The following is an 18,594-nucleotide window of genomic DNA, read 5'->3' as shown; positions in this document are numbered from 1 at the left end:
CTTCTTCTACTTCGACACTGCGCCCGAAGCGGTGCCGGGCATTACCACGCCGCGCGTGAACCTTGGCGAGTTCGTGCCAGGCCAGCCGCAGAATTACGTCACGGCGGTCGGCTCGATGCATCACATCGCCTTCAACGTCGAGCCCGATGCCTTGCTGGAGTACAAGCGACGTCTTGAAGACGCTGGCATCTACGTCTCCAAGGTGCTCGGCCACTATGACGAGGATCGTCGCACCGAGGATCGTCAGTCGGGCAACGCGGACGGCACCTGGCTGCGCTCGATCTACTTCCGCGATCCCGACGGCATTGGTCTCGAATTCGCCTGTTGGGACCGGCCACTGCGGGACGGCGACGTCAGCCACCAGCCCGCTTCATCCGGAAAGCCGAGCCGCGATCTGCATAAATCGCGCTGAGCCCTAGACGTCGGGATAACTTTGAAATGCACTATGACGCGTTAGCGGGTGACCATGGGCTGCCCTTCGATCCGATCAACGCGCTCGTCAGTCCGCGCCCGATCGGCTGGATCTCCACTCTGAGCGCCGACGGCGTGCCGAATCTCGCGCCCTACAGCTACTTCAACCTTGTTGCTGCGAAGCCCGGGGTCGTGATGTTCGGCAGTAGCTCACTCAAGGACAGTCAGCGCAATGTGGAGCAGACGGGCGAGTTCGTGTGCAACCTCGCCACATGGGATCTGCGTGAGGCGGTCAATCGCTCCTCCGTTCCGGCCGGGCCGGAAGTGGACGAGTTCGCCCTGACGGGCCTGAAGACCGCCCCGTCACGATGGGTGCGGCCGCCCCGAGTGGCGATGGCGCCGGCGGCGCTGGAGTGTCGTTACATCGAGACAGTGGCGCTCCCAACCGGAGCGCCGGGGCAACTGCACAAGGCTTCGCTGATCCTGGGCCTGGTCGTCGGCGTCTATATCAACGATGCTAACCTTGTTGAGGGTCGCGTTGATGTTACCCGCATGCGGCCGCTCGCTCGGCTTGGATACATGGATTACTCGGTGACCGACGACGTGTTCATAATGGAACGCGCCGTCTAGCGTCAGGAACCACAATCGCGCGATACGGCAGCCCGTCAGAGGGCGCCGACGTGCTGCGATCCGACGCAGCCAACAAGAGAGCGCTGTCAATGTCGTCACCTCAGCAATCACCGAAATCGAATCTTGACGATCGGGATAGCCGTCACGAGCCGCTGGCGGGTGTACGAGTAATCGACTTCTCTATGATCATGTCGGGGCCGATGTGCACGCGCGCGCTTGCTGATGCCGGTGCGGACGTCGTCAAGATCGAGCCTCCGGCCGGTGACATGCTTCGGAAGCGTCCCCCGCACCGGTCAGACATCAGCACCTACTTCGCCTCGATGAACTGCGGCAAGCGCAGCGTCGTCGTTGACCTGTCCACCGTCCAGGGGCGGGAGATCGCGCTTCGTTTGTCGGATCAAGCGGACGTCGTTGTCGAGAACTTTAGGCCTGGCGTCATGAAGAGACTAGGTCTCGATTTTGAGACCGTTGCGGCCCGGAATCCACGACTGATCTACTGTTCGATCTCGGGCTTCGGTCAGGCGGGCCCACGCGCGCATCAGCCTGCATTTGCTCCCGTGATCCACGCGAGCTCTGGCTTTGACCTGACAAACATGGCGTATCAAAGAAATCCCGATCGTCCCGCCAACAACGGCGTCTTCGTCGCCGACGTGCTCGCGGCGGCGCACGCCACGAGCGCTATCCATCTTGCGCTTTACGATCGTGAGAAGACGGGTAGAGGCCAACATATCGATCTTTCGATGATGGATTCCATCGTGGGCATGCTCACCTACGAGATCCAGCTCGCGCAAGATCCCGCCAGCAAGCTGCGCCCGGTCTACCAGCCGGTCCGATCCAGGGACGGCTTCGTGATGGTCGCAGCGGTTATGCCGAAATTTCTTCCGGGGCTCTTCGAGGCAATCGACTTTCCGGAAGGCCTCTCCGATCCCAGGTTCGCGACCGCGGAAGCCGGAGAAGCGAACTGGATCGCCTTGCTGGACATCATTGAAGCCTGGACGTCCGAACGTTCGGGTGCGGAATGTGAGGCAACGTTGATGCGTGCGGGGGTGCCGTGCGCGAAATACCGAACGGTGGCCGAGGCTATCGCCGATCCACAAGCGACGTTTCGTGGGTCCTTCGAGCGCGTCGGATCATCTTCTGAACCGTTCCTGGTCGCCAACCAGCCCTACAAGCTGTCCGGGAGCGTCATTCGAGCACGGCAAAGGCTGCCGCAACTCGGAGAGCATACGAATGAGGTGATCGCGGAGACGCTTGGGACGGGAGCAGGTGAGATCGAACGCCCGGCGCGGTCGGGTGAGTTGGAAGAGAGATAGGCTTTCGTCTTCCATCTCCGTCATGTGAAGATTAGCTCCGACCTCGCGGAAGCCTCAACCCTCGGGTTTCTCCCGAGAACATTGTGTTGAGGCTTCCGCCAATCTTGGTGATCTAGTCTGTCTCAGGTTTCCAGGATGTGGACGTAGCAGACTGCGCCCACGCCGACCATGTGTGCCAATCCCCGCCGTGCGCCGGCATGCTGGCGTGGGCCGGCCTCGCCGCGCAGTTGGCGCACGATCTCTGCCACCTGACCAACGCCAGTAGGCCCGATGGGATGCCCCATCGCGATCAGTCCGCCGGACGGATTCACCGCGCACGCGCCACCGATGTCGAACGCGCCCTCCTTGAGCCGGGAAAGCGCCTTGCCCTCGCCACAGAGACCCATCGCCTCGACATATTCGACCTCTTCAACACTGAACGCGTCGTGCAGCTCGACGATGTCGAGGTCCTTCGGAGCAAGCCTCGCCTGTTGGAGCGCCATGGCGGTCGTCTCGGCGGTCAGGAAGGCGTCGTAAGGGACGTTGGGCTCGTACACCCGCTGGCTGCGCGCGGCCGAGGCCGAGACACGGACGGCGCGCCGGGTGTCGAGCCCGAGGCGCTTCACCGCCGCCTCTGAAGCGATGATCACCGCGGCGGCGCCTTCGCCCACGGGGGTGCACTGAAGTGAGGTGAAGCTGCCGGCGATCTTCTTGCCGCCGAGGATTTCCTCGAGCGAGCGCACCTTTTGATGCTGCGCGAACGGGTTTTTAGCTCCGTTGCGGTGATTCTTGACCGCGACGAGCGCGAAATCATCCGTCGCCACGCCGTGACGGTGAGCATAGCGATCAGCGAGCAGCGCGTAGTGCGTGGCGGGCGAGATCGCGAAGTCGGCAAGATTGCGGATGCCGGACAAGCTCTCGGCGCGCCCAGCCGGTGCCGCACCTGGTTTGTCGACGCCGAGCGCGAGGGCGACGTCGCAAAGTCCGGTAGCGACCTCGAAGCAGGCATGCCGGAACGCGGTAGAGCCGGAAGCCGAGGCGTTCTCCATATGCGCAATCGGAAGACCGGTGGTGCCGAGGTGACGCAGGATGGCGCGGCCGGCGGCCATGGGCAGAAGAGCACGGCCGACGTAGGCCGATTCGACCGCAGGCCAGTCGAGGCGAGCATCCTCTAACGCTGCGCGAACCGCGGTTAGACCCAGCGCCACGTAAGGCGTGTCCGAGGCGAACTGATAGCGGTGCAACCCGATGCCGACGACGTAGACCGGGCGAAGGTCGTTGAGGACGACGGTCATTGTGCCACCGCCCGGGTGAAGCGCAGGTCGCGACGCGGTTCGCTGTCCGGCTCGGTTATGTCAACCAGTTCTCCGACGAGACGATCGCCGATCTGGCAGGGCGGAGAATCCGAAGTCAGCAGGGCTCGGATCACCGGACCATCGTCGAGCTCTAATGCGACCACCGTGAACGGGGTGGGCGGATTGGCCGCTCGATGCAGGTGCACGCGCGCTTGGGCGGTCACGGTGCCCGCGGCTGCGAAGCGGCGCGGCCGCAGGTCTGCGCCACAGCGTTCGCAGCCATAGGTTTGCATCGGAAAGAATACGCCTGAACAGGTGGGGCAGGCGGCCCCGATCAACCGTACGGCGTTACGGTCGTCTTCCTCGTAGAGTTCCGGATTCAGCAGTTTGATCATGTTTGCACTCCCGCTTGACAGACGATCAAGAATGTTGCTTGTTAGCAGGCAAGTCAAGAATACAGGGAGGCGTTGCAGCGCTGCTCGATAAGAACATGACCCGAGGATCAGTCGAATACTGGGCCGAACACACGCCCGACGCCGTCGCGATCATCGACGGCGGGCTGTCAACGACGTGGCGGCGCTGGAATGAGCGGGCCAATGCCATGGCCAATGCGCTCGCCGAGCGCGGCATCACTCATGGCGATATCGTCGTGGTGCGGCTGCGCACGCGCACCGAATGGATGCTGACCCAGAGCGCGCTGGGAAAGCTGGGATGTCGCCTGCTGGGCCTGAACTGGCGGCTCACGCCCGGCGAGATTCGCCAGATGCTCACCAATACCAAGGTTGCCGCGCTGATCTGTGACGACAGCGACCCGGCTGCGCTTCTGCCGGCCCTGGAGGGCCAGCCCATCAGAGTCGCGGTTTCGCTGGATCATTCCGCGGAAGGATTCGTCGACTTCTCGACGCTGTTGCTTGCCGAAGGCCCCGCGCGGGTAGCCGCAGGTAACCCGCCGCTGATCATCTTTACGTCGGGCACGACCGGCTTGCCCAAGGGCGTGGTGATGGGCGGAACGCCTCCGGAGGGGGCCGATGCTGCCCGCCGTCTCGCCGAGTATCAGCGGAGCGTCCGCGCCGAGCGTCCGCAGCGTCCCGGCGACGTAGCCTTGATCACCCTGCCCATGCACCACGGTGCGGGACCGTCGGCCGTCGCGAACTCAGTGCTCCAGGGCAACAAGATGGTTGTGATGCGGCGCTTCGAGCCGGAGGAGGCGTTGCGGCTCATCGCAGCGCATCGCGTCACTTACTGGCGCGCCGTTCCAACCATGTACCAACGGATTGCGGTGCTGCCGGTGGAGACCCTTGCGAAATATGACGTCTCCTCGATCCGGATACTGGGTGTCGGCGCCGCGCCGATCTCGCGCGAGCTAAAGGCCTGGGTGGGCGACTATTTCGGTCAGCACCTCAGCGAGAACTACGGCTCTACCGAAGCTGGCATGATTACCGGCCTTCCTGCGACGATGCAGGCGCTCAAGCCAGGGTCGAGCGGACGTCCCTACAGGCACGTTGAAATCAGTGTCCGCGCCGCTGATCGACGGTCATTGCCGGCGGGCGAGACCGGAGAGATCTGGGTGAAGACCCCGGCGGTGATCCGTCAGTATCTGAACGGCGAACCGCTGGGAGAAGATCAACTCGACTCCGAGGGCTTTTTCCGCACCGGCGATATCGGCCGCGTCGACGAAGAGGGTTACCTCTACATCACCGACCGCGCCAAGGACATGATCGTTTCGGGCGGCGTCAATATCTATCCAGCCGAGATCGAAGCGGTCATCCGAACTCATCCGGCCGTGCAGGATGTCGCCGTCATCGGAATTCCTGACGACGATTTCGGCGAGGCCCCCAAAGCTTTTGTGGAGTTGCGTCCAGGCCAGTCCGTCGACCCCGAGGCTATCCTGGCCCACACGCGAACGATACTGGCCTCCTACAAGCGGCCGAAAGCGGTGGAGGTGACTCCAAGCCTGCCTCGCAATGGCATGGGCAAGGTGCTGAAGCGCGATCTGCGCGCGCCTTATTGGGAAGGAAGGGAACGAAAAGTATGAGCGACATTCTAGACCTACGCGGCCGCGTCGCACTCATCACAGGCGCCGGCCAAGGTGTCGGACGCCAGATAGCGCTCCACTTTGCGGCACACAATGCCGGGACGGTGGTGGTCAACGATTATGTACTGTCGCGCGCCGAAGCCGTGGCTGCCGAGATCCAGAAGGGTGGGGGGCGTGCGATGGCGATCCAGGCCGACGTCACCGACCGCAGCAGCGTCCTTTACATGGTCAGCGAGGTCGAGGCGACGGTGGGACCCGTTGCCGTTCTCGTTAACAACGCTGGCAACGCTGGCGCCAACCCGTCCACGGAGATCCGCAAGCCCTTCTGGGAAACCACTCCCGAGGTGTGGGACGCCCATTTGGGGGTCAACCTCCATGGCGTGCTGAACTGCACCGCCGCGGTGATCCCCGGTATGATCGCTCGGGACGCGCCGGGTCGGCTCATCACCATAATCTCCGAGGCCGGCCGTTACGGCGACGCGAGCATGGAAATCTACGCCGCCGCCAAGGCGGGCGCCGCTGGCTTCATGCGCTCATGTGCCCGTACCCTGGGCCGCCACCAGATCACGGCGAATTGCGTCGCCATCGGGGTTACCATGACTCCAGCCGTTGAAGGACGGCTCGCGGCCAATCCCGAGCGTGTCAAGAAGATGATGGAGAAGTACGTGGTCCGCCGACCCGGCCAGCCCGACGACATTGCCAACATGGTGTTGTTCCTGGCCTCCGATGCTTCCTCCTGGATCACCGGTCAAACCTACCCGGTCAATGGCGGCTTCACATTCGCGCTTTGAGGCGACCATGAGCACTATCCTGACGGAGCGTCGAGGTCCGATCCTGCTAATCACGATCGATCGGCAAGACGTGCGCAATGCCGTGGACCGCGCGACCGCGGGGGCGCTTGAGGCGGCGGCAGACCTGCTGGACTCCGATGACTCGCTGTTCGTCGGTGTACTCACCGGTGCAGGTGGAACGTTCTGCGCTGGCGCTGATCTCAAGGCGGCGGCACGCGGCGAGCGAGCGATTACCGACCGGCGTGGCGGCTTTGGTTTCTTTGCCCAGCCGCCCCGAAAGCCGGTAATCGCTGCGGTGGAGGGCTACGCCGTCGGTGGCGGTTTCGAACTCTGTCTGGCCTGCGACCTCATTGTAGCAGCCCGCGATGCTCGGTTCGGTTTGCCGGAAGTGCGCCATAATCTCGTAGCGTCGGGCGGCGGCCTCATCCGCTTGCCGCGCCGCATGCCCTATCATCTGGCGATGGAGGTCGCGTTGGACGGGCAGCCTCGCAGCGCCCAGTTCTTTCATCGCGCGGGCGTCGTCAATCGTCTGGCCGAGCCCGGCCAGGCACTGTCAGTCGCCATTGCATGGGCCGAGGGGCTGCTTGTGAACGGGCCGACCGCGCTTGCTGCCACCAAGCAGATCGTCTCGCGCGCTCTCGACTGGACCGAAGCAGAAGCATGGGAATCGCAAGCGCCCTTCGTGAAGTCCGTTCGAGACTCCGAGGACCGCAAAGAAGGGCTCGCCGCTTTCGCTGAAGGGCGCAAGCCCGTATGGCGAGGACGTTGAATGTTTGCGTGTGGCGAATCGCGATCTCGGTATCTTCGACGCTATGAGGTCGGAGCAAGAGGCAGGCATTGTTCGCGCGAGCGGATCGCGCCGTGCGGAATGCCGACCGCCGATGGCAAAGGGGAATTGCCTTATGTCTCATAGATCCCACGACGCAGGCGTTGCCGGTGAATGGTCGCGCGGCTGGCGAACCTTGGTCCTTGCCACTGGTGGCGTCGCCTCTGGCGTCAGCCTGCTCACCATCGCGGCTTCCAACTTCGTCAAGCCGATCGAGGCGGCGACCGGCTGGTCGCGCGCGGAAATTGCGCTTGGGACCACATTGGGCCAGTTCGCCATGGCGTTGGTCATGCCGCTCGTCGGTGTGCTTGTCGACCGATATGGAATTCGCCGGATCAGCGTCCTTGGCATGATCATCTATTCCGCTCTCTGCCTGGCGATGGTGGCCATTCCCGCTCATCTTGCCACCTACTACGTGACCCTCATCGCCATCCTGGTGGTCGGTGGAGCCACCAGCCAAATTGTCTTCGCCCCGCTGGTCGCCAAGCGGTTCGTGCGCTGGCGCGGCACCGCCCTGGGGATCGTAGCAAGCGGCGGCGCCATCCTGCTTACGCCTTTGGCCCCGGTCCTCGTGGCGCTGAACAATGAGGTGAGCTGGCGCGCCGGTTTCGCTTTGCTGGCCGTTGTCGCCGCAGTTGTCGGATTGCCGTGCGCTGTGTTCGCAAGCGTTGTGCGCCCGAACTCAGCGGTAACCGGGTCGAAGCAGGATGCACCTGTGACCGGACTAACCCTCGCAGATGCGATCCGGACGGCTCCCTACTGGATGCTGCTGATTGCGACGATGTTATCGATGTTTCCGATCGGCGGGTTCTTCGGTCACATGTCGGCTCTGCTCTCCGACAAGGGCATGTCGGTGTCTCAGGTCGGTGCGCTCGCCTCGCTTTTCTTCGTGCTCATTCTTGCGGGGCGCACCGGCGTGGGGCTCCTGCTGGACGTCCTCAATCCTCCGCTGGTCGTGTGCCTGGTGATGATGGGCGCTGCTGCGGGCTCGTTGCTGCTTCTGGCTGCCAATCCATCCATGCTTGCCTATGGTATCGCCGTGGCGTTGATCGGTTGCGCGATGGGCGCGGAAGCAGATCTGCAAGCTTTCTTCGTGGCGCGCTTGTTTGGCTTGCGCGCGTTCGCCTCAATCTTCGGCACGCTGGTCATGACCTCGTCGGTGTGTCTCGGTCTCGGTGGCCTGGTCTTTGGGCGGCTTTACGATCTTAGCCGAAGCTATGATGCAGCTCTTGCACCTGCGGCCGGTGCCTTCGTCGTGGCTGGGATGCTGTTTGCCACGCTGCGTCGCAACCCCTTTGCCCAGACGTCGAGCACGGGTCTGGCGCAAGCATCGGTCGAGGCGTGAGGCCGGAGATCCGCCGCTTAGTTTCGAATGAAATTGAATGAGGAGAGGAAACCATGACCGCCGCGCTGGAACTGTCTGGCAGCTGTCTTCCGGCCTTCACCCGGGTACGAGACGTCTTCCTGGCCAACTTCCGTGAGCATAACGAGGTCGGTGCCGATTTCGCCCTCTATGTCGGCGGAGAACTTGTTGTTGAGCTTTGGTCCGGCTTTCGTGATGAGGCCGGGACAACGCCTTGGGCACGTGACACCATCGCCAACGTGTTCTCTGCCGCAAAGGGGTTGAATGGCGCGTGCTACGCGATGGCGGTGGACCGAGGGCTGGCATCCTACGAGGATAAGGTTTCGGACCACTGGCCGGAGTTTGCGGCGGGCGGCAAGCAAGACATCACGCTTGGCCAGTTGCTGTCCCATCAGTCTGGCATCTGCGGTTTCGCCGATCCGGCAACGATCGAGGATCTCCTGGCCGGTGAGCGTTCAGCCGCGCGTCTTGCCGCCCAAACTCCCCTTTGGGAGCCCGGTACAGCGTGCGGCTACAATACATTGAGCAGCGGGATCATCTTCACCGCACTCTTCAGGCGCATCACCGGAATGTCGATCAAGCAGTTCGTGGCCGAGAACATCGCTGCGCCATTGCAGCTCGACTTGTCGATTGGTGTACCTCCTGATCAGCGGGGCCGCATTGCGCCAGTGATCGCTGGCGCAGACCAATCCTCAGCAGGCGCGCAAGCTCCCAGCATCTATCAAACGCTGGCCAACATGAATCCCCAGATCACCGGTTCGATTGCCAACACAGAGGCCTGGAAGGATGCGGATTTGCCTTCCGCCAACGGGTTCGCTAACGGCAAGGGCCTGGCAAGCTTCTACAATGCGTTGATCGTTCCCAATTCACCGTTGGTGAGCCGGCAGACCCTCGCAGAGGCCACGCGTCCACGGATCGAAGGCATCGATCTGGTGCGTCAGGCGCCTCAGCGCTGGAGCGCGGGCTTCTGGCTCAACCCGAACAAGTTGTCCTACGGCCCGAACGACGAAGCCTTCGGTCACAGCGGCTGGGGTGGCTCCTTCGCCTTCGCCGACCCGGTCGCGGGGGTGGCGGTCGGTTACGTCATGAACCGAATGACGATGCTGGCCGACCGCGACCCGCGGCGCCGCAACCTGATCGACACCCTCTACACCTGTCTCTAGCCCGGTCTTGCAACATGGTAAGTCAATCTGCCTCTTCGTCCACTCGTGATCCCGATACTGTGCTCGCCGATATGAAGCTACGTCGTGGCGGATTCCTGCTCCCGCATCACGGCATCATGGCGCTGCTCGATCCCGACGCCTTGGCGATCTATGACGCCTTCTATTCGCGTCTCGCCCTCACCGAGGGTCCGTTCACCGAATTCGAGAAGGAATATATCTGGCTCGGAATCATCCTGACCGGTCGCGAAGCCATCGGCACCCACCATCTCCACAAGTTCCGTGCGGAGAGCAAGGATCCTTCTGCGATCGCCTCGGTGTTCGCCATGGTCGCTATGGTCGAGGGATCGGAGGTGTTCTCCTTCCCTTCCGAGAACTGGGGTGGCCGCGATCTCGGTATCAATGCCGCGGACGCCTATCTGGAGGCTCTCCTCAATGCATGCCGCCACGCTGAAGTGCCCGAGCGTCTCGTGCATCTCGGCGCAGCTGCGATCTGTGTGTGCCGGCGGCGCTGGCCGCAATTGGCGTTGCACATTCAGGAACTTTACAGGCTGGGGACGCCCGAAAACGAGATCCTGGAGGCTCTTGCCTTCACCATGCTGCCTGCCGGCGCGCCAAATTTCATCAACGCGTGCGCAGTCTGGAAGTCGCTCGTCGAATCCGGGAGGGTCCCGGCAGGTCCCACCGTGAAGGCCTGGGCCATGATGCCGCTGAGCGGCTTCGGCTCGGTGAGCTTTCCCGATGTGAAGCACAGCGCCTTCCAGCGCGGCACCGCGCAAGGTGTGGGCGATCGTGCGTAGTCGCCATAGAGCGGAGCAGACTGAAAGTCTGCTGAATCAAGGAGCGTGCCGCAACATGTCAAGTCCAACTCTCACTGCCACAATTCGCGATCTGGAACGGCAGCGCTGCGAAGCTTTGGTGGTAGGGGATTATTCCCTCCTGTCCACCTTGTTGGCGGACGAGGTCGTCCATATCCACACCAGTGGCCGGGTCGAGGATCGGGAGCAATTCCTCGCCAATGTGCGCGATCGCCTCGAATATGTGAATGTGACGCGGGGTGACCTTAATGTCCTCGATCTGGGCGACGTCGCCCTCGCTACGGGATCGATCGAGCAAGTCGTCCGCATGCGCGCCACCGGCAAGTCGCATCAGATGAAGTTCATCACCAGTCAGGTCTGGCGACGCACGGACGCGGGGTGGCGCCAGGTCAGCTTTCAAGCGACGAGCCTGCCTTCATAGCCACGGCAGTATAGGCTGACATTACCGCGCCGTTGGATTTCTCACTGGCATCGACGGAGAACGCCGTCGACGGGGCCGCGCTCGGGCCTTGAGCTCGACTGCCAACCGGGTATCCGGCCTACCATTCGATATTCAAGCACCAGAGTTCGGAGAGATAACATGACCTTGTTCGACATGAAGGGAAAAGTCGCCGTCATCACCGGCTCGACGCGCGGTATCGGTCGCGCGATCGCCGAGCGGATGGCCGAGCACGGCGCCAAGGTCGTGATCTCCTCGCGCAAGGCCGACGTCTGCGAGCAAGTTGCAACGGAGATCAACGCGAGCCACGGCGAGGGCACCGCGGTCGCGATCGCGGCCAACATCTCGTCGAAGGAGGACCTGCAAAGCTTGGTTGATGAGAGCAATCGCTCCTTCGGCAAGATCGATGTGCTGGTCTGCAACGCCGCGTCGAATCCTCATTACGGGCCGCTCGCCACTATCTCGGACGATCAGTTCAGGAAGATTCTCGACAACAACATCGTCGCCAACAACTGGCTGATATCGATGGTGATACCGCAAATGATCGAGCGCAAGGATGGCTCCATCATCATCGTCTCCTCGGTCGGCGGGTTGAAGGGCTCGACCATCCTCGGTGCCTACGCGATCTCCAAGGCTGCCGACATGCAGCTCGCGCGCAATCTCGCCTGCGAATACGGCCAGCACAATATTCGTGTGAACTGCATCGCGCCGGGGCTGATCAAAACTGATTTCGCCAAGGCGCTGTGGGACAATCCGGACAATCTGAAGGCCCGAACCGCGCGCTCGCCGTTGCTGCGCATCGGCATTCCCGACGAGATCGCCGGCGCCGCGGTACTGATGGGTTCGAAAGCCGGCAACTTCATGACCGGCCAGACCATCGTGATCGACGGCGGGGCGACGATCAGCTGATGTCGATCGGCGCCATATGCGTCGTACCGCAACCGAGTACGGCATGGTTCGCAGGTAGCAATTAATGCGAGGGAAGCGATGACAAACCTCAAGATCAACGGCAAGACGATCGCTGTGGACGTCGAGGACGACACGCCGCTGCTGTGGGCGATCCGGGAGAATGTCGGGCTGACGGGAACCAAATACGGCTGCGGCATTGCGCAATGCGGCGCCTGCACGGTGCATATCGACGACGCTGCGATGCGCTCCTGCGGCGTCACGGTCGGCGATGCCGTCGGCAAGGAGATCACCACCATCGAGGGCCTCGGTGCCAACGGCGCGCTGCACAAGGTGCAGCAGGCCTGGATCGGTAACGACGTTCCGCAATGCGGTTATTGCCAGAGCGGCATGATCATGGCGGTGGCGGCATTGCTGAAGGAGAATCCGAAGCCGACCGACGACGACATCAACGATGCCATCACCAATATCTGTCGCTGCGGCACCTTCCAGCAGGTGCGCAAGGCGATCCATGCTGCCGCGAACGCGTGAGGAAGTAGCGGTGAATCTGCAAATCGGTCAGCACGTCATGCCAAAACTCAACCGCCGTGCCTTCGTGATCGGTAGCGCGACCGCCGCGGCCGGCCTCGCGCTCGGCTTCGACCTGCCATTCGGCGGACCTGCGGTCGTGCGCGCCGCCGACGGTGCGTCAGAGGTCAACGCCTGGGTCGTGATCCGGCCCGACGACACCGTGGTGATCCGCATCGCCCGCTCAGAGATGGGCCAGGGCACGCTGACCGGCCTCGCCCAGCTCGTCGCCGAGGAACTGGAGTGCGACTGGTCGAAGGTAACCACCGAGTATCCGACGCCCGGCCAGAGCATCGCCCGCAAGCGCCCTTGGGGTGAATTCACCACCGGCGGCAGCCTTGGCATCCGAGCGTCGCAGGACTATGTGCGCCAGGGCGGCGCCACCGCGTGCATGATGCTGATCCAGGCCGCGGCCAACAGTTGGAAGGTGCCGGCCTCGGAGTGCAAGGCGGCGAACAGCGTCATCACCCACACGCCCTCGGGCAAGACCACGACCTATGGCAAGGTCGCGGAAGCGGCCGCCAAGCTCGAACCGCCGGCCGAGGTCAAGCTGAAGGACCCGAAGGACTGGACCATTGCCGGCAAAGGCCTGAAGCGGCTCGACACCGTCGACAAGACCACGGGCAAGATGATTTATGGCATCGACGTCAAGCTTCCGGGCATGCTGAACGCCGCGATCAAGGATTGTCCGGTGTTCGGCGGCAAGGTGAAGAGCTTCGACGAAGCCAAGATCGCCGGCATGAAGGGCGTCAAGAAGGTGTTGCCGGTCGGCGACAGCGCGGTTGCCGTCGTTGCCGACACCTGGTGGCACGCCAAGACCGCGCTCGAGGCGTTGCCCATCGTCTGGGACGAGGGCGATAACGCAAATCTCTCCAGCGAGACGATTGCGACGTGGCTGGCCGAAGGCCTCGACGACGCGCAACCGACCTTCATCGGCAACCAGAATGGCGACGTAAAGGCCGCGATCGCAGGCGCCGCCAAGACGGTTGAGGCGATCTATAGCTATCCCTACCAGAACCATGCCACGATGGAGCCGATGAATGCGACAGCGCTCTACACGCCGGACAAGTGTGAGGTGTGGTGCGGCACGCAAGATGGTGAGGCCGCCCTCGCGGCGGTGCTGGACGTGTCCGGCTTGGCGGCCGAGAAGATCGACGTGCACAGGCTGATGCTTGGCGGCGGGTTCGGCCGGCGCGTCATGACCGACTATGTCCGCCAGGCGGTTGCGATCGCCAAGCAGATGCCCGGCACGCCTGTCAAACTGCTGTGGTCGCGCGAAGAAGACATGCAGCACGGCAAGTATCATCCGATCACGCAATGCAAGCTGACCGGCGCGTTCGATGCCGACAACAATCTCGTCGCGCTACGCTACCGGCTCTCCGGGCAATCGATCATGTTGTCGGAAGGTTCGGGCGCGCCGAAGAACGGCATCGACCCCTTCGTGTTTCAGGGCGTCGATCAATCTGGCGAAGCCGCGATTGGGTATTCGGTGGCCAACCTTCTGATCGACTATGCGATGCACAACCCGAACGTCCCGCCTGGATTTTGGCGCGGCGTCAACCTCAACCATAATGCGATCTATCTCGAATGCTTCATGGATGAGTTGGCGCGGGCCGCGGGCCTGGAGCCGCTCGCGTTCCGTCGCAAGCTGATGGGCAAGCACCCCAAGCACCTCGCGGTGCTGAATGCCGTGGCCGAGAAGATCGGCTGGGGCACGCCGGCGCCCAAGGGCATCTATCGCGGCATTGCGCAGGTGATGGGCCACGGTAGCTATGTCGCCGGCGCTGCCGAAATCTCAGTGACCGACGGCAGCAAGATCAAGGTGCATCGCATCGTCGCCTCGACCGATCCCGGCTACATCGTCAATCCCGCGCAGGTGGAACGGCAGATCGCTGGCTCCATCGTCTATGGTTTGAGCGCGCTGTTCTACGGCGGCTGCACTGTCAAGGACGGCCGCATCGAGCAGTCCAACTTTGACACCTACAACTCGATGCGTATCAACGAGATGCCCAAGGTGGAAACGGTGTTGATGCCGAGTGGCGGATTCTGGGGCGGCGTCGGCGAACCGAGCATCGGTATCGCCGCGCCGGCGGTGCTGAACGCCTATTTCGCGGCGACGGGAAAGCGCATCCGCTCTTTCCCGCTACGCGACCAGAACAGTACCTTTGCCTGATGAAGCCGGAGATGGCGGCTCGACCGGCCGCTGCTTCTACTTCCTCATCCGGGTTATCGTCGTGTAAGACCGTCACGCGTCATCCGGCACGTAGGCATGTTGTTGGTGACGCTGCTGCGGTCGCAGCCGTAGCTTCGGCCGTACGGCCAGCGCCGGCGCTGCAGGGGTTCGACGTCAAGTTCCAGGTCGCGTGGAGCCTTCACTGTTCATCCGTTCGGCAATGGGGTAATCGCGGACGTTCGTGACTCTCCGCGCGGCAGTTCACCTACGATAATTGGGCCGTTTGGCAACGCAGCCGTATGTTCGGTAGCTGCATGCGTCAGGGTGCAAGACTGCAACGCAGCGTCTCGACGAAATTCTTGCGGATGGCGGATAAATTCATCACCTTCGGATCGATCAGCCAATGCGAGATCAGGCCGCGCATTCCCGTGAGAATGATCATCGCTTGAACCTTTGGATCGATGTCGGCGCGTATGTCCCCCGCCTCGATGCCGGCGCGCAGATTGCGTTCGATGCGAGCGGTGCTGGGCGCGGTTAGCGAGGATGCTGCCTCGCGGAGCAGCGCGTTGTGCCGCGCCTCGGCAAGGATTGCGAACAGGGCGCGGTATCGGACCGCGAAGCGCTCGGCCCGCTCGAAATACTGGCCGGCGTTGCGCAGCAGGTGCTCAAGCCCAGGTTCAGGGGCTGGCAACTCGTCCATGGCCTGCTGGTATCCGCCGACGAGATTCCTGGCGAGTGCTTCGATCAGGCCGTCCTTGTTGCCGAAGTGGAATGCTGGTGCAGCCCGACTATAGCCCGCGGATTCGCCAACCTCCGCGAGGGTGAACCGCTCGAGGCCCCGCTGGGCGATCAACTCGACGGCGGCATCCAGAAGGCGCCGCTCGGTCTCCTCCCGGCGCTCGATCTGGGTCCGGCGCGTTCGCGCTCCTCCCGCGCGACGCGCGGTGGGACTGGAAACGGTCATGAATGCCTCACTAGCTTGCTGGAAAGAAAGTGACTGCGCGGCTGCTGTAAAGCCATTTGCTCGACCACTCGTCAAGACCGGTGGGCCCAGGAAAGGAGGCCGGATGATATTGACAGAGGATATGCTATCGAATTACTTTCTTGCCAACAAGAAAGATAAGTATCGGGGGCAATCATCATGGCGTTTGAAGCGATCCGACGGGCGCAGCCGCGAGTTGAGCATTTCAGGCCTCAATTGCAGGCCCAGCTCTACCAGTAAGCCAAGCCGCGACCTCCACAAGCATTCGCGCTGAGCCGCAGCGCGACCGTCGACGCGCAACGATGGGACCGCGCGCGTCGTGCGTCCGAGGCAAACGGGAGCGCGCGCTGTCTCGCTTCCGCGATGCCTCCATTGCCCAAGGTAGGACTATTTGGAGAACCAGTATGAGGATGGGGAATAGATTTTGGCTCAGTTCAGCAGCAGGCCTGATCGCATTAGGTGGGGCACAAGCAGCAGATCTTCCGGTCAAAGCGAAGGCTATCGACTACGTAAAGGTCTGCTCACTCTATGGCGCGGGATTCTACTACATCCCAGGCACTGACACCTGTCTCAAGCTCGGGGGTTATGTGCGTGCCTGGGTACAATTGAACAACAACAACCTGGCTGCCAACTCCGACTTCGGTCCTTCCGGTGCAGCGAATCGCTTCAGCAGCAACTATGCGTCCCGGGCGCGTGAGCACTTAAGCATCGATACGCGTACCGCAACCGAATACGGCATGGTTCGCACCTATTTTGAGTCCATATTTCAATGGACAACGGGATCCTACAGCGGCGCAGGCAACGGCTCGACCGTTTACCAGTCACTCGCCGGCGAACCCGCACCTAACAACGCGAACCCGGGCGCCGTCGCCGGTGGCGTATTCGGGGTGTGGTACGCCTTTATCCAGTTCGCGGGCTTCACAATCGGCAGAGCGAGCTCGCAGTTCGCCACGCCGTGGGGCGAGTATCCGGCAAACTACGTCGAGCTGCCAGGCAGCAGTGCGTATGATCAAGTGAACCAGTTCACGTATACAGCCGATTTCGGGCAGGGGCTCACGGCATCTGTCTCGGCCCAGGATCCAGTCGTGCATGACACAACCAACGTCTGGAACGTAGGTACAGCGACGGCCGCGGCCCTCGCGACCGGCACGTATGGCGGCAACGACATCGGCGGCACGATGGCTCCAGACCTCGTCGCTATGCTTCGCGTTGACCAGTCCTGGGGACTGTTCCAGGCTTCGGCGGCCGCGCACAACAATCGTGCTGCCTACTACGGTGCAACGGAACTGACCGGCCATCCGAATGACAAGTGGGGTTGGGCGGTTCAGCTGGCACTGTCGATCAAGAACATCCCAACCGGTCCAGGCGATTCGATCAACTTGACGGGTGTATATGCCAACGGCGCAAGCCGCTATACGTTCAACGATTACATGTCATCCACGTTCGCGAGGTACGGTGGCACGGGTCTGGCAGGTGCCTACCAGAGCCTCGGAATTGCCGGCATTTCCGATTCCGTGTTCGTCGCGGGTTCGAGCCAGGAGCTAACCACGACGTACGGCTTCAATGGCGGTTACAACCACAACTGGGATGAGCGATGGGTTAGCAGCATCTTCGGTGGGATTGGCGCTGTGCGCTATAACAGCACTGCCAAGGGCTACATCTGTGGCGTCGTTGTAAAGACGCTCGCACTTTCGAGCGGATTTGATGGCTGCAACCCCGACTTCAACTATGCGATCATCGGAACAAAGACCGCCTGGACGCCAGTCCCAAAACTGACCTTTGGAGCTGAACTCACTTACAGCATTCTGGACCAGAAGTACGCGGGTGGAAGCATCGTAACGCTTCCGCAGCAGTCGGGTATCGCGAAGCCGGCTGCTTCGTACGAGCTGAGGGATCAAAGCAGTTTGACCCTGCTGCTCCACGCTCAAAGGAACTGGTGAGTCTTATTCAGGCCGGCAAGATTGAGCCGGTTCTGAACCACCCTCAGGAAGCCCTCCGGTGATCTCGCCGGAGGGCTTTTGAATGCTGGCTCAGACCGACGCCGGGAGCGGCTGTGGACGGCGCTCGAAAAAGCCGCCGCGTTAGGGCGCGAGGCTGCGCCGCACGCCCTCGATAAAACTCTTGCGGGCAGCACGCAGATTCACCGCCTTGGGATCCATCAGCCAATGCGAGACCAGTCCACGCATTCCCGTGAGAATGATCATCGCCTGAACTTTCGGGTCGATGTCGGCGCGGATGTCGCCGGCCTCGATGCCGGCTCGGAGATTCCGTGCCATGCGTGCGATGCTGTGGGCTGTGAGGTCGGAGGATGCCTTGCGGAGCAGCGCATTGTAATGCGCCTCGCCGAAGATCGCGAATAAAGCGCGATAACGGATCGAGAGGCGCTCGGCCCGCTCGAAATACTGTCCGGCGTTGCGCAGCAGGTGCTCGAGCCCAGGCTCAGGGGGCGACTCGTCCATGGCCTGCTGGAATCCGCCGACAAGGTCCTTGGCGAGCGCCTCGATCAGGCCTTCCTTATTGCCGAAGTGGAATGCTGGTGCGGCCCGACTGTAGCCCGCGGATTCTCCGACTTCTGCAAGGGTAAATCGTTCGAGGCCGCGCTCGGCGATCAACTCGACGGCGGCATCTAGGAGACGTCGTTCGGTCTCTTCTCGGCGTTCGCCCTGGGTTCGGCGCGGTCGCGCCCCGGCCTGGCGTGCGGGAGGGCTGGAAGCGGTCATTAGTGTCCTCACTAGCTTGTTGAAAAGAAAGCCATTTACGCGGTCGTTCGTCAAGCCGTGGAATCGCGCGATTGAAAAGACATCGCCGATGTTGACAAGCGCACTGCGCTCAGGATACTTTCCTGTCAACAAGCAACAATTAGCGGGGGATGACCCATGGCAATCGCGAAGCTGTCCGACAAGCGC

18 protein-coding genes are annotated in these 18,594 nt (G+C 62.3%); 14 read left to right on the top strand and 4 right to left on the bottom strand.

Annotation, left to right across the window (positions count from 1 at the left end):
• The 3 genes from H8A95_RS33605 to H8A95_RS33595 all read left to right on the top strand — a co-directional run.
• On the top strand, positions 1–412 hold a 412-nt coding region (locus tag H8A95_RS33605; RefSeq protein ID WP_229187071.1), incomplete at its 5' end, for a VOC family protein.
• A gap of 26 nt (positions 413–438) precedes the next feature.
• Positions 439–1,041, top strand: coding sequence for a flavin reductase family protein (locus H8A95_RS33600; protein ID WP_229187070.1), 603 nt, complete (start codon positions 439–441; stop codon positions 1,039–1,041).
• 89 nt (positions 1,042–1,130) lie between these two features.
• Positions 1,131–2,354, top strand: a complete 1,224-nt coding sequence (locus H8A95_RS33595; RefSeq protein WP_229187069.1) for a CaiB/BaiF CoA transferase family protein — start codon at positions 1,131–1,133, stop codon at positions 2,352–2,354.
• A 122-nt stretch (positions 2,355–2,476) separates the two neighbouring features.
• On the opposite strand, the gene H8A95_RS33590 is transcribed toward H8A95_RS33595, so the two are convergent.
• Both H8A95_RS33590 and H8A95_RS33585 read right to left on the bottom strand, forming a co-directional pair.
• The gene (locus tag H8A95_RS33590; protein ID WP_229187068.1) at positions 2,477–3,628 is read right to left on the bottom strand and encodes a thiolase family protein; all 1,152 of its coding nucleotides are present in this window, start codon (positions 3,626–3,628) and stop codon (positions 2,477–2,479) included.
• Complete coding sequence (locus H8A95_RS33585; RefSeq protein WP_229187067.1) at positions 3,625–4,023, bottom strand: Zn-ribbon domain-containing OB-fold protein; 399 nt, start codon at positions 4,021–4,023, stop codon at positions 3,625–3,627. The genes H8A95_RS33590 and H8A95_RS33585 overlap by 4 nt, the downstream gene beginning before the upstream one ends.
• Before the next feature lie 95 nt (positions 4,024–4,118).
• On the opposite strand from H8A95_RS33585, the gene H8A95_RS33580 reads away from it, so the two are divergent.
• From H8A95_RS33580 to H8A95_RS33535, 10 genes are all read left to right on the top strand, one after another.
• Positions 4,119–5,663 carry a class I adenylate-forming enzyme family protein gene (locus tag H8A95_RS33580; RefSeq protein ID WP_229187066.1) on the top strand — a complete coding sequence of 515 codons (1,545 nt, stop codon included), beginning with the start codon at positions 4,119–4,121 and terminating at the stop codon, positions 5,661–5,663.
• Positions 5,660–6,454 (top strand): SDR family NAD(P)-dependent oxidoreductase, encoded by a 795-nt coding sequence (locus H8A95_RS33575; RefSeq protein WP_229187065.1) that lies wholly within the window; start codon positions 5,660–5,662, stop codon positions 6,452–6,454. The genes H8A95_RS33580 and H8A95_RS33575 overlap by 4 nt, the downstream gene beginning before the upstream one ends.
• A gap of 7 nt (positions 6,455–6,461) precedes the next feature.
• Positions 6,462–7,223 (top strand): crotonase/enoyl-CoA hydratase family protein, encoded by a 762-nt coding sequence (locus H8A95_RS33570; RefSeq protein ID WP_229187064.1) that lies wholly within the window; start codon positions 6,462–6,464, stop codon positions 7,221–7,223.
• Positions 7,224–7,356: 133 nt separating this feature from the next.
• The gene (locus H8A95_RS33565; protein WP_229187063.1) at positions 7,357–8,625 is read left to right on the top strand and encodes an MFS transporter; all 1,269 of its coding nucleotides are present in this window, start codon (positions 7,357–7,359) and stop codon (positions 8,623–8,625) included.
• A gap of 53 nt (positions 8,626–8,678) precedes the next feature.
• Positions 8,679–9,806, top strand: a complete 1,128-nt coding sequence (locus H8A95_RS33560; protein WP_229187062.1) for a serine hydrolase domain-containing protein — start codon at positions 8,679–8,681, stop codon at positions 9,804–9,806.
• A gap of 116 nt (positions 9,807–9,922) precedes the next feature.
• Complete coding sequence (locus H8A95_RS33555) at positions 9,923–10,603, top strand: carboxymuconolactone decarboxylase family protein (RefSeq protein WP_229187061.1); 681 nt, start codon at positions 9,923–9,925, stop codon at positions 10,601–10,603.
• A 55-nt stretch (positions 10,604–10,658) separates the two neighbouring features.
• A complete protein-coding gene (locus H8A95_RS33550) occupies positions 10,659–11,042 on the top strand; it encodes a nuclear transport factor 2 family protein (protein WP_229187060.1) in 384 nt (127 codons plus the stop codon).
• Between the two features lie 159 nt (positions 11,043–11,201).
• On the top strand, positions 11,202–11,969 hold the full coding sequence (locus H8A95_RS33545; protein ID WP_229187059.1) for an SDR family NAD(P)-dependent oxidoreductase: 768 nt from the start codon (positions 11,202–11,204) through the stop codon (positions 11,967–11,969).
• 78 nt (positions 11,970–12,047) lie between these two features.
• The gene (locus H8A95_RS33540) at positions 12,048–12,497 is read left to right on the top strand and encodes a (2Fe-2S)-binding protein (protein WP_229187058.1); all 450 of its coding nucleotides are present in this window, start codon (positions 12,048–12,050) and stop codon (positions 12,495–12,497) included.
• A 22-nt stretch (positions 12,498–12,519) separates the two neighbouring features.
• Positions 12,520–14,706: a xanthine dehydrogenase family protein molybdopterin-binding subunit gene (locus tag H8A95_RS33535; protein WP_229187072.1), complete on the top strand. Its 2,187-nt coding sequence runs from the start codon at positions 12,520–12,522 to the stop codon at positions 14,704–14,706.
• A 319-nt stretch (positions 14,707–15,025) separates the two neighbouring features.
• Here the strand turns inward: H8A95_RS33535 and H8A95_RS33530 are convergent, their stop codons facing one another.
• Complete coding sequence (locus H8A95_RS33530; protein ID WP_229187057.1) at positions 15,026–15,670, bottom strand: TetR/AcrR family transcriptional regulator; 645 nt, start codon at positions 15,668–15,670, stop codon at positions 15,026–15,028.
• Between the two features lie 422 nt (positions 15,671–16,092).
• On the opposite strand from H8A95_RS33530, the gene H8A95_RS33525 reads away from it, so the two are divergent.
• Complete coding sequence (locus tag H8A95_RS33525) at positions 16,093–17,628, top strand: porin (RefSeq protein WP_229187056.1); 1,536 nt, start codon at positions 16,093–16,095, stop codon at positions 17,626–17,628.
• Positions 17,629–17,769: 141 nt separating this feature from the next.
• Here the strand turns inward: H8A95_RS33525 and H8A95_RS33520 are convergent.
• On the bottom strand, positions 17,770–18,594 hold an 825-nt coding region (locus tag H8A95_RS33520; RefSeq protein WP_229187055.1), incomplete at its 5' end, for a TetR/AcrR family transcriptional regulator.

It is taken from the genome of Bradyrhizobium oropedii (assembly GCF_020889685.1).
Taxonomy (GTDB): Bacteria; Pseudomonadota; Alphaproteobacteria; order Rhizobiales; family Xanthobacteraceae; genus Bradyrhizobium; species Bradyrhizobium oropedii.
The sequence above is the reverse complement of the archived record's forward strand: the minus strand, read 5'-3'. Positions and strand labels throughout refer to the sequence as shown.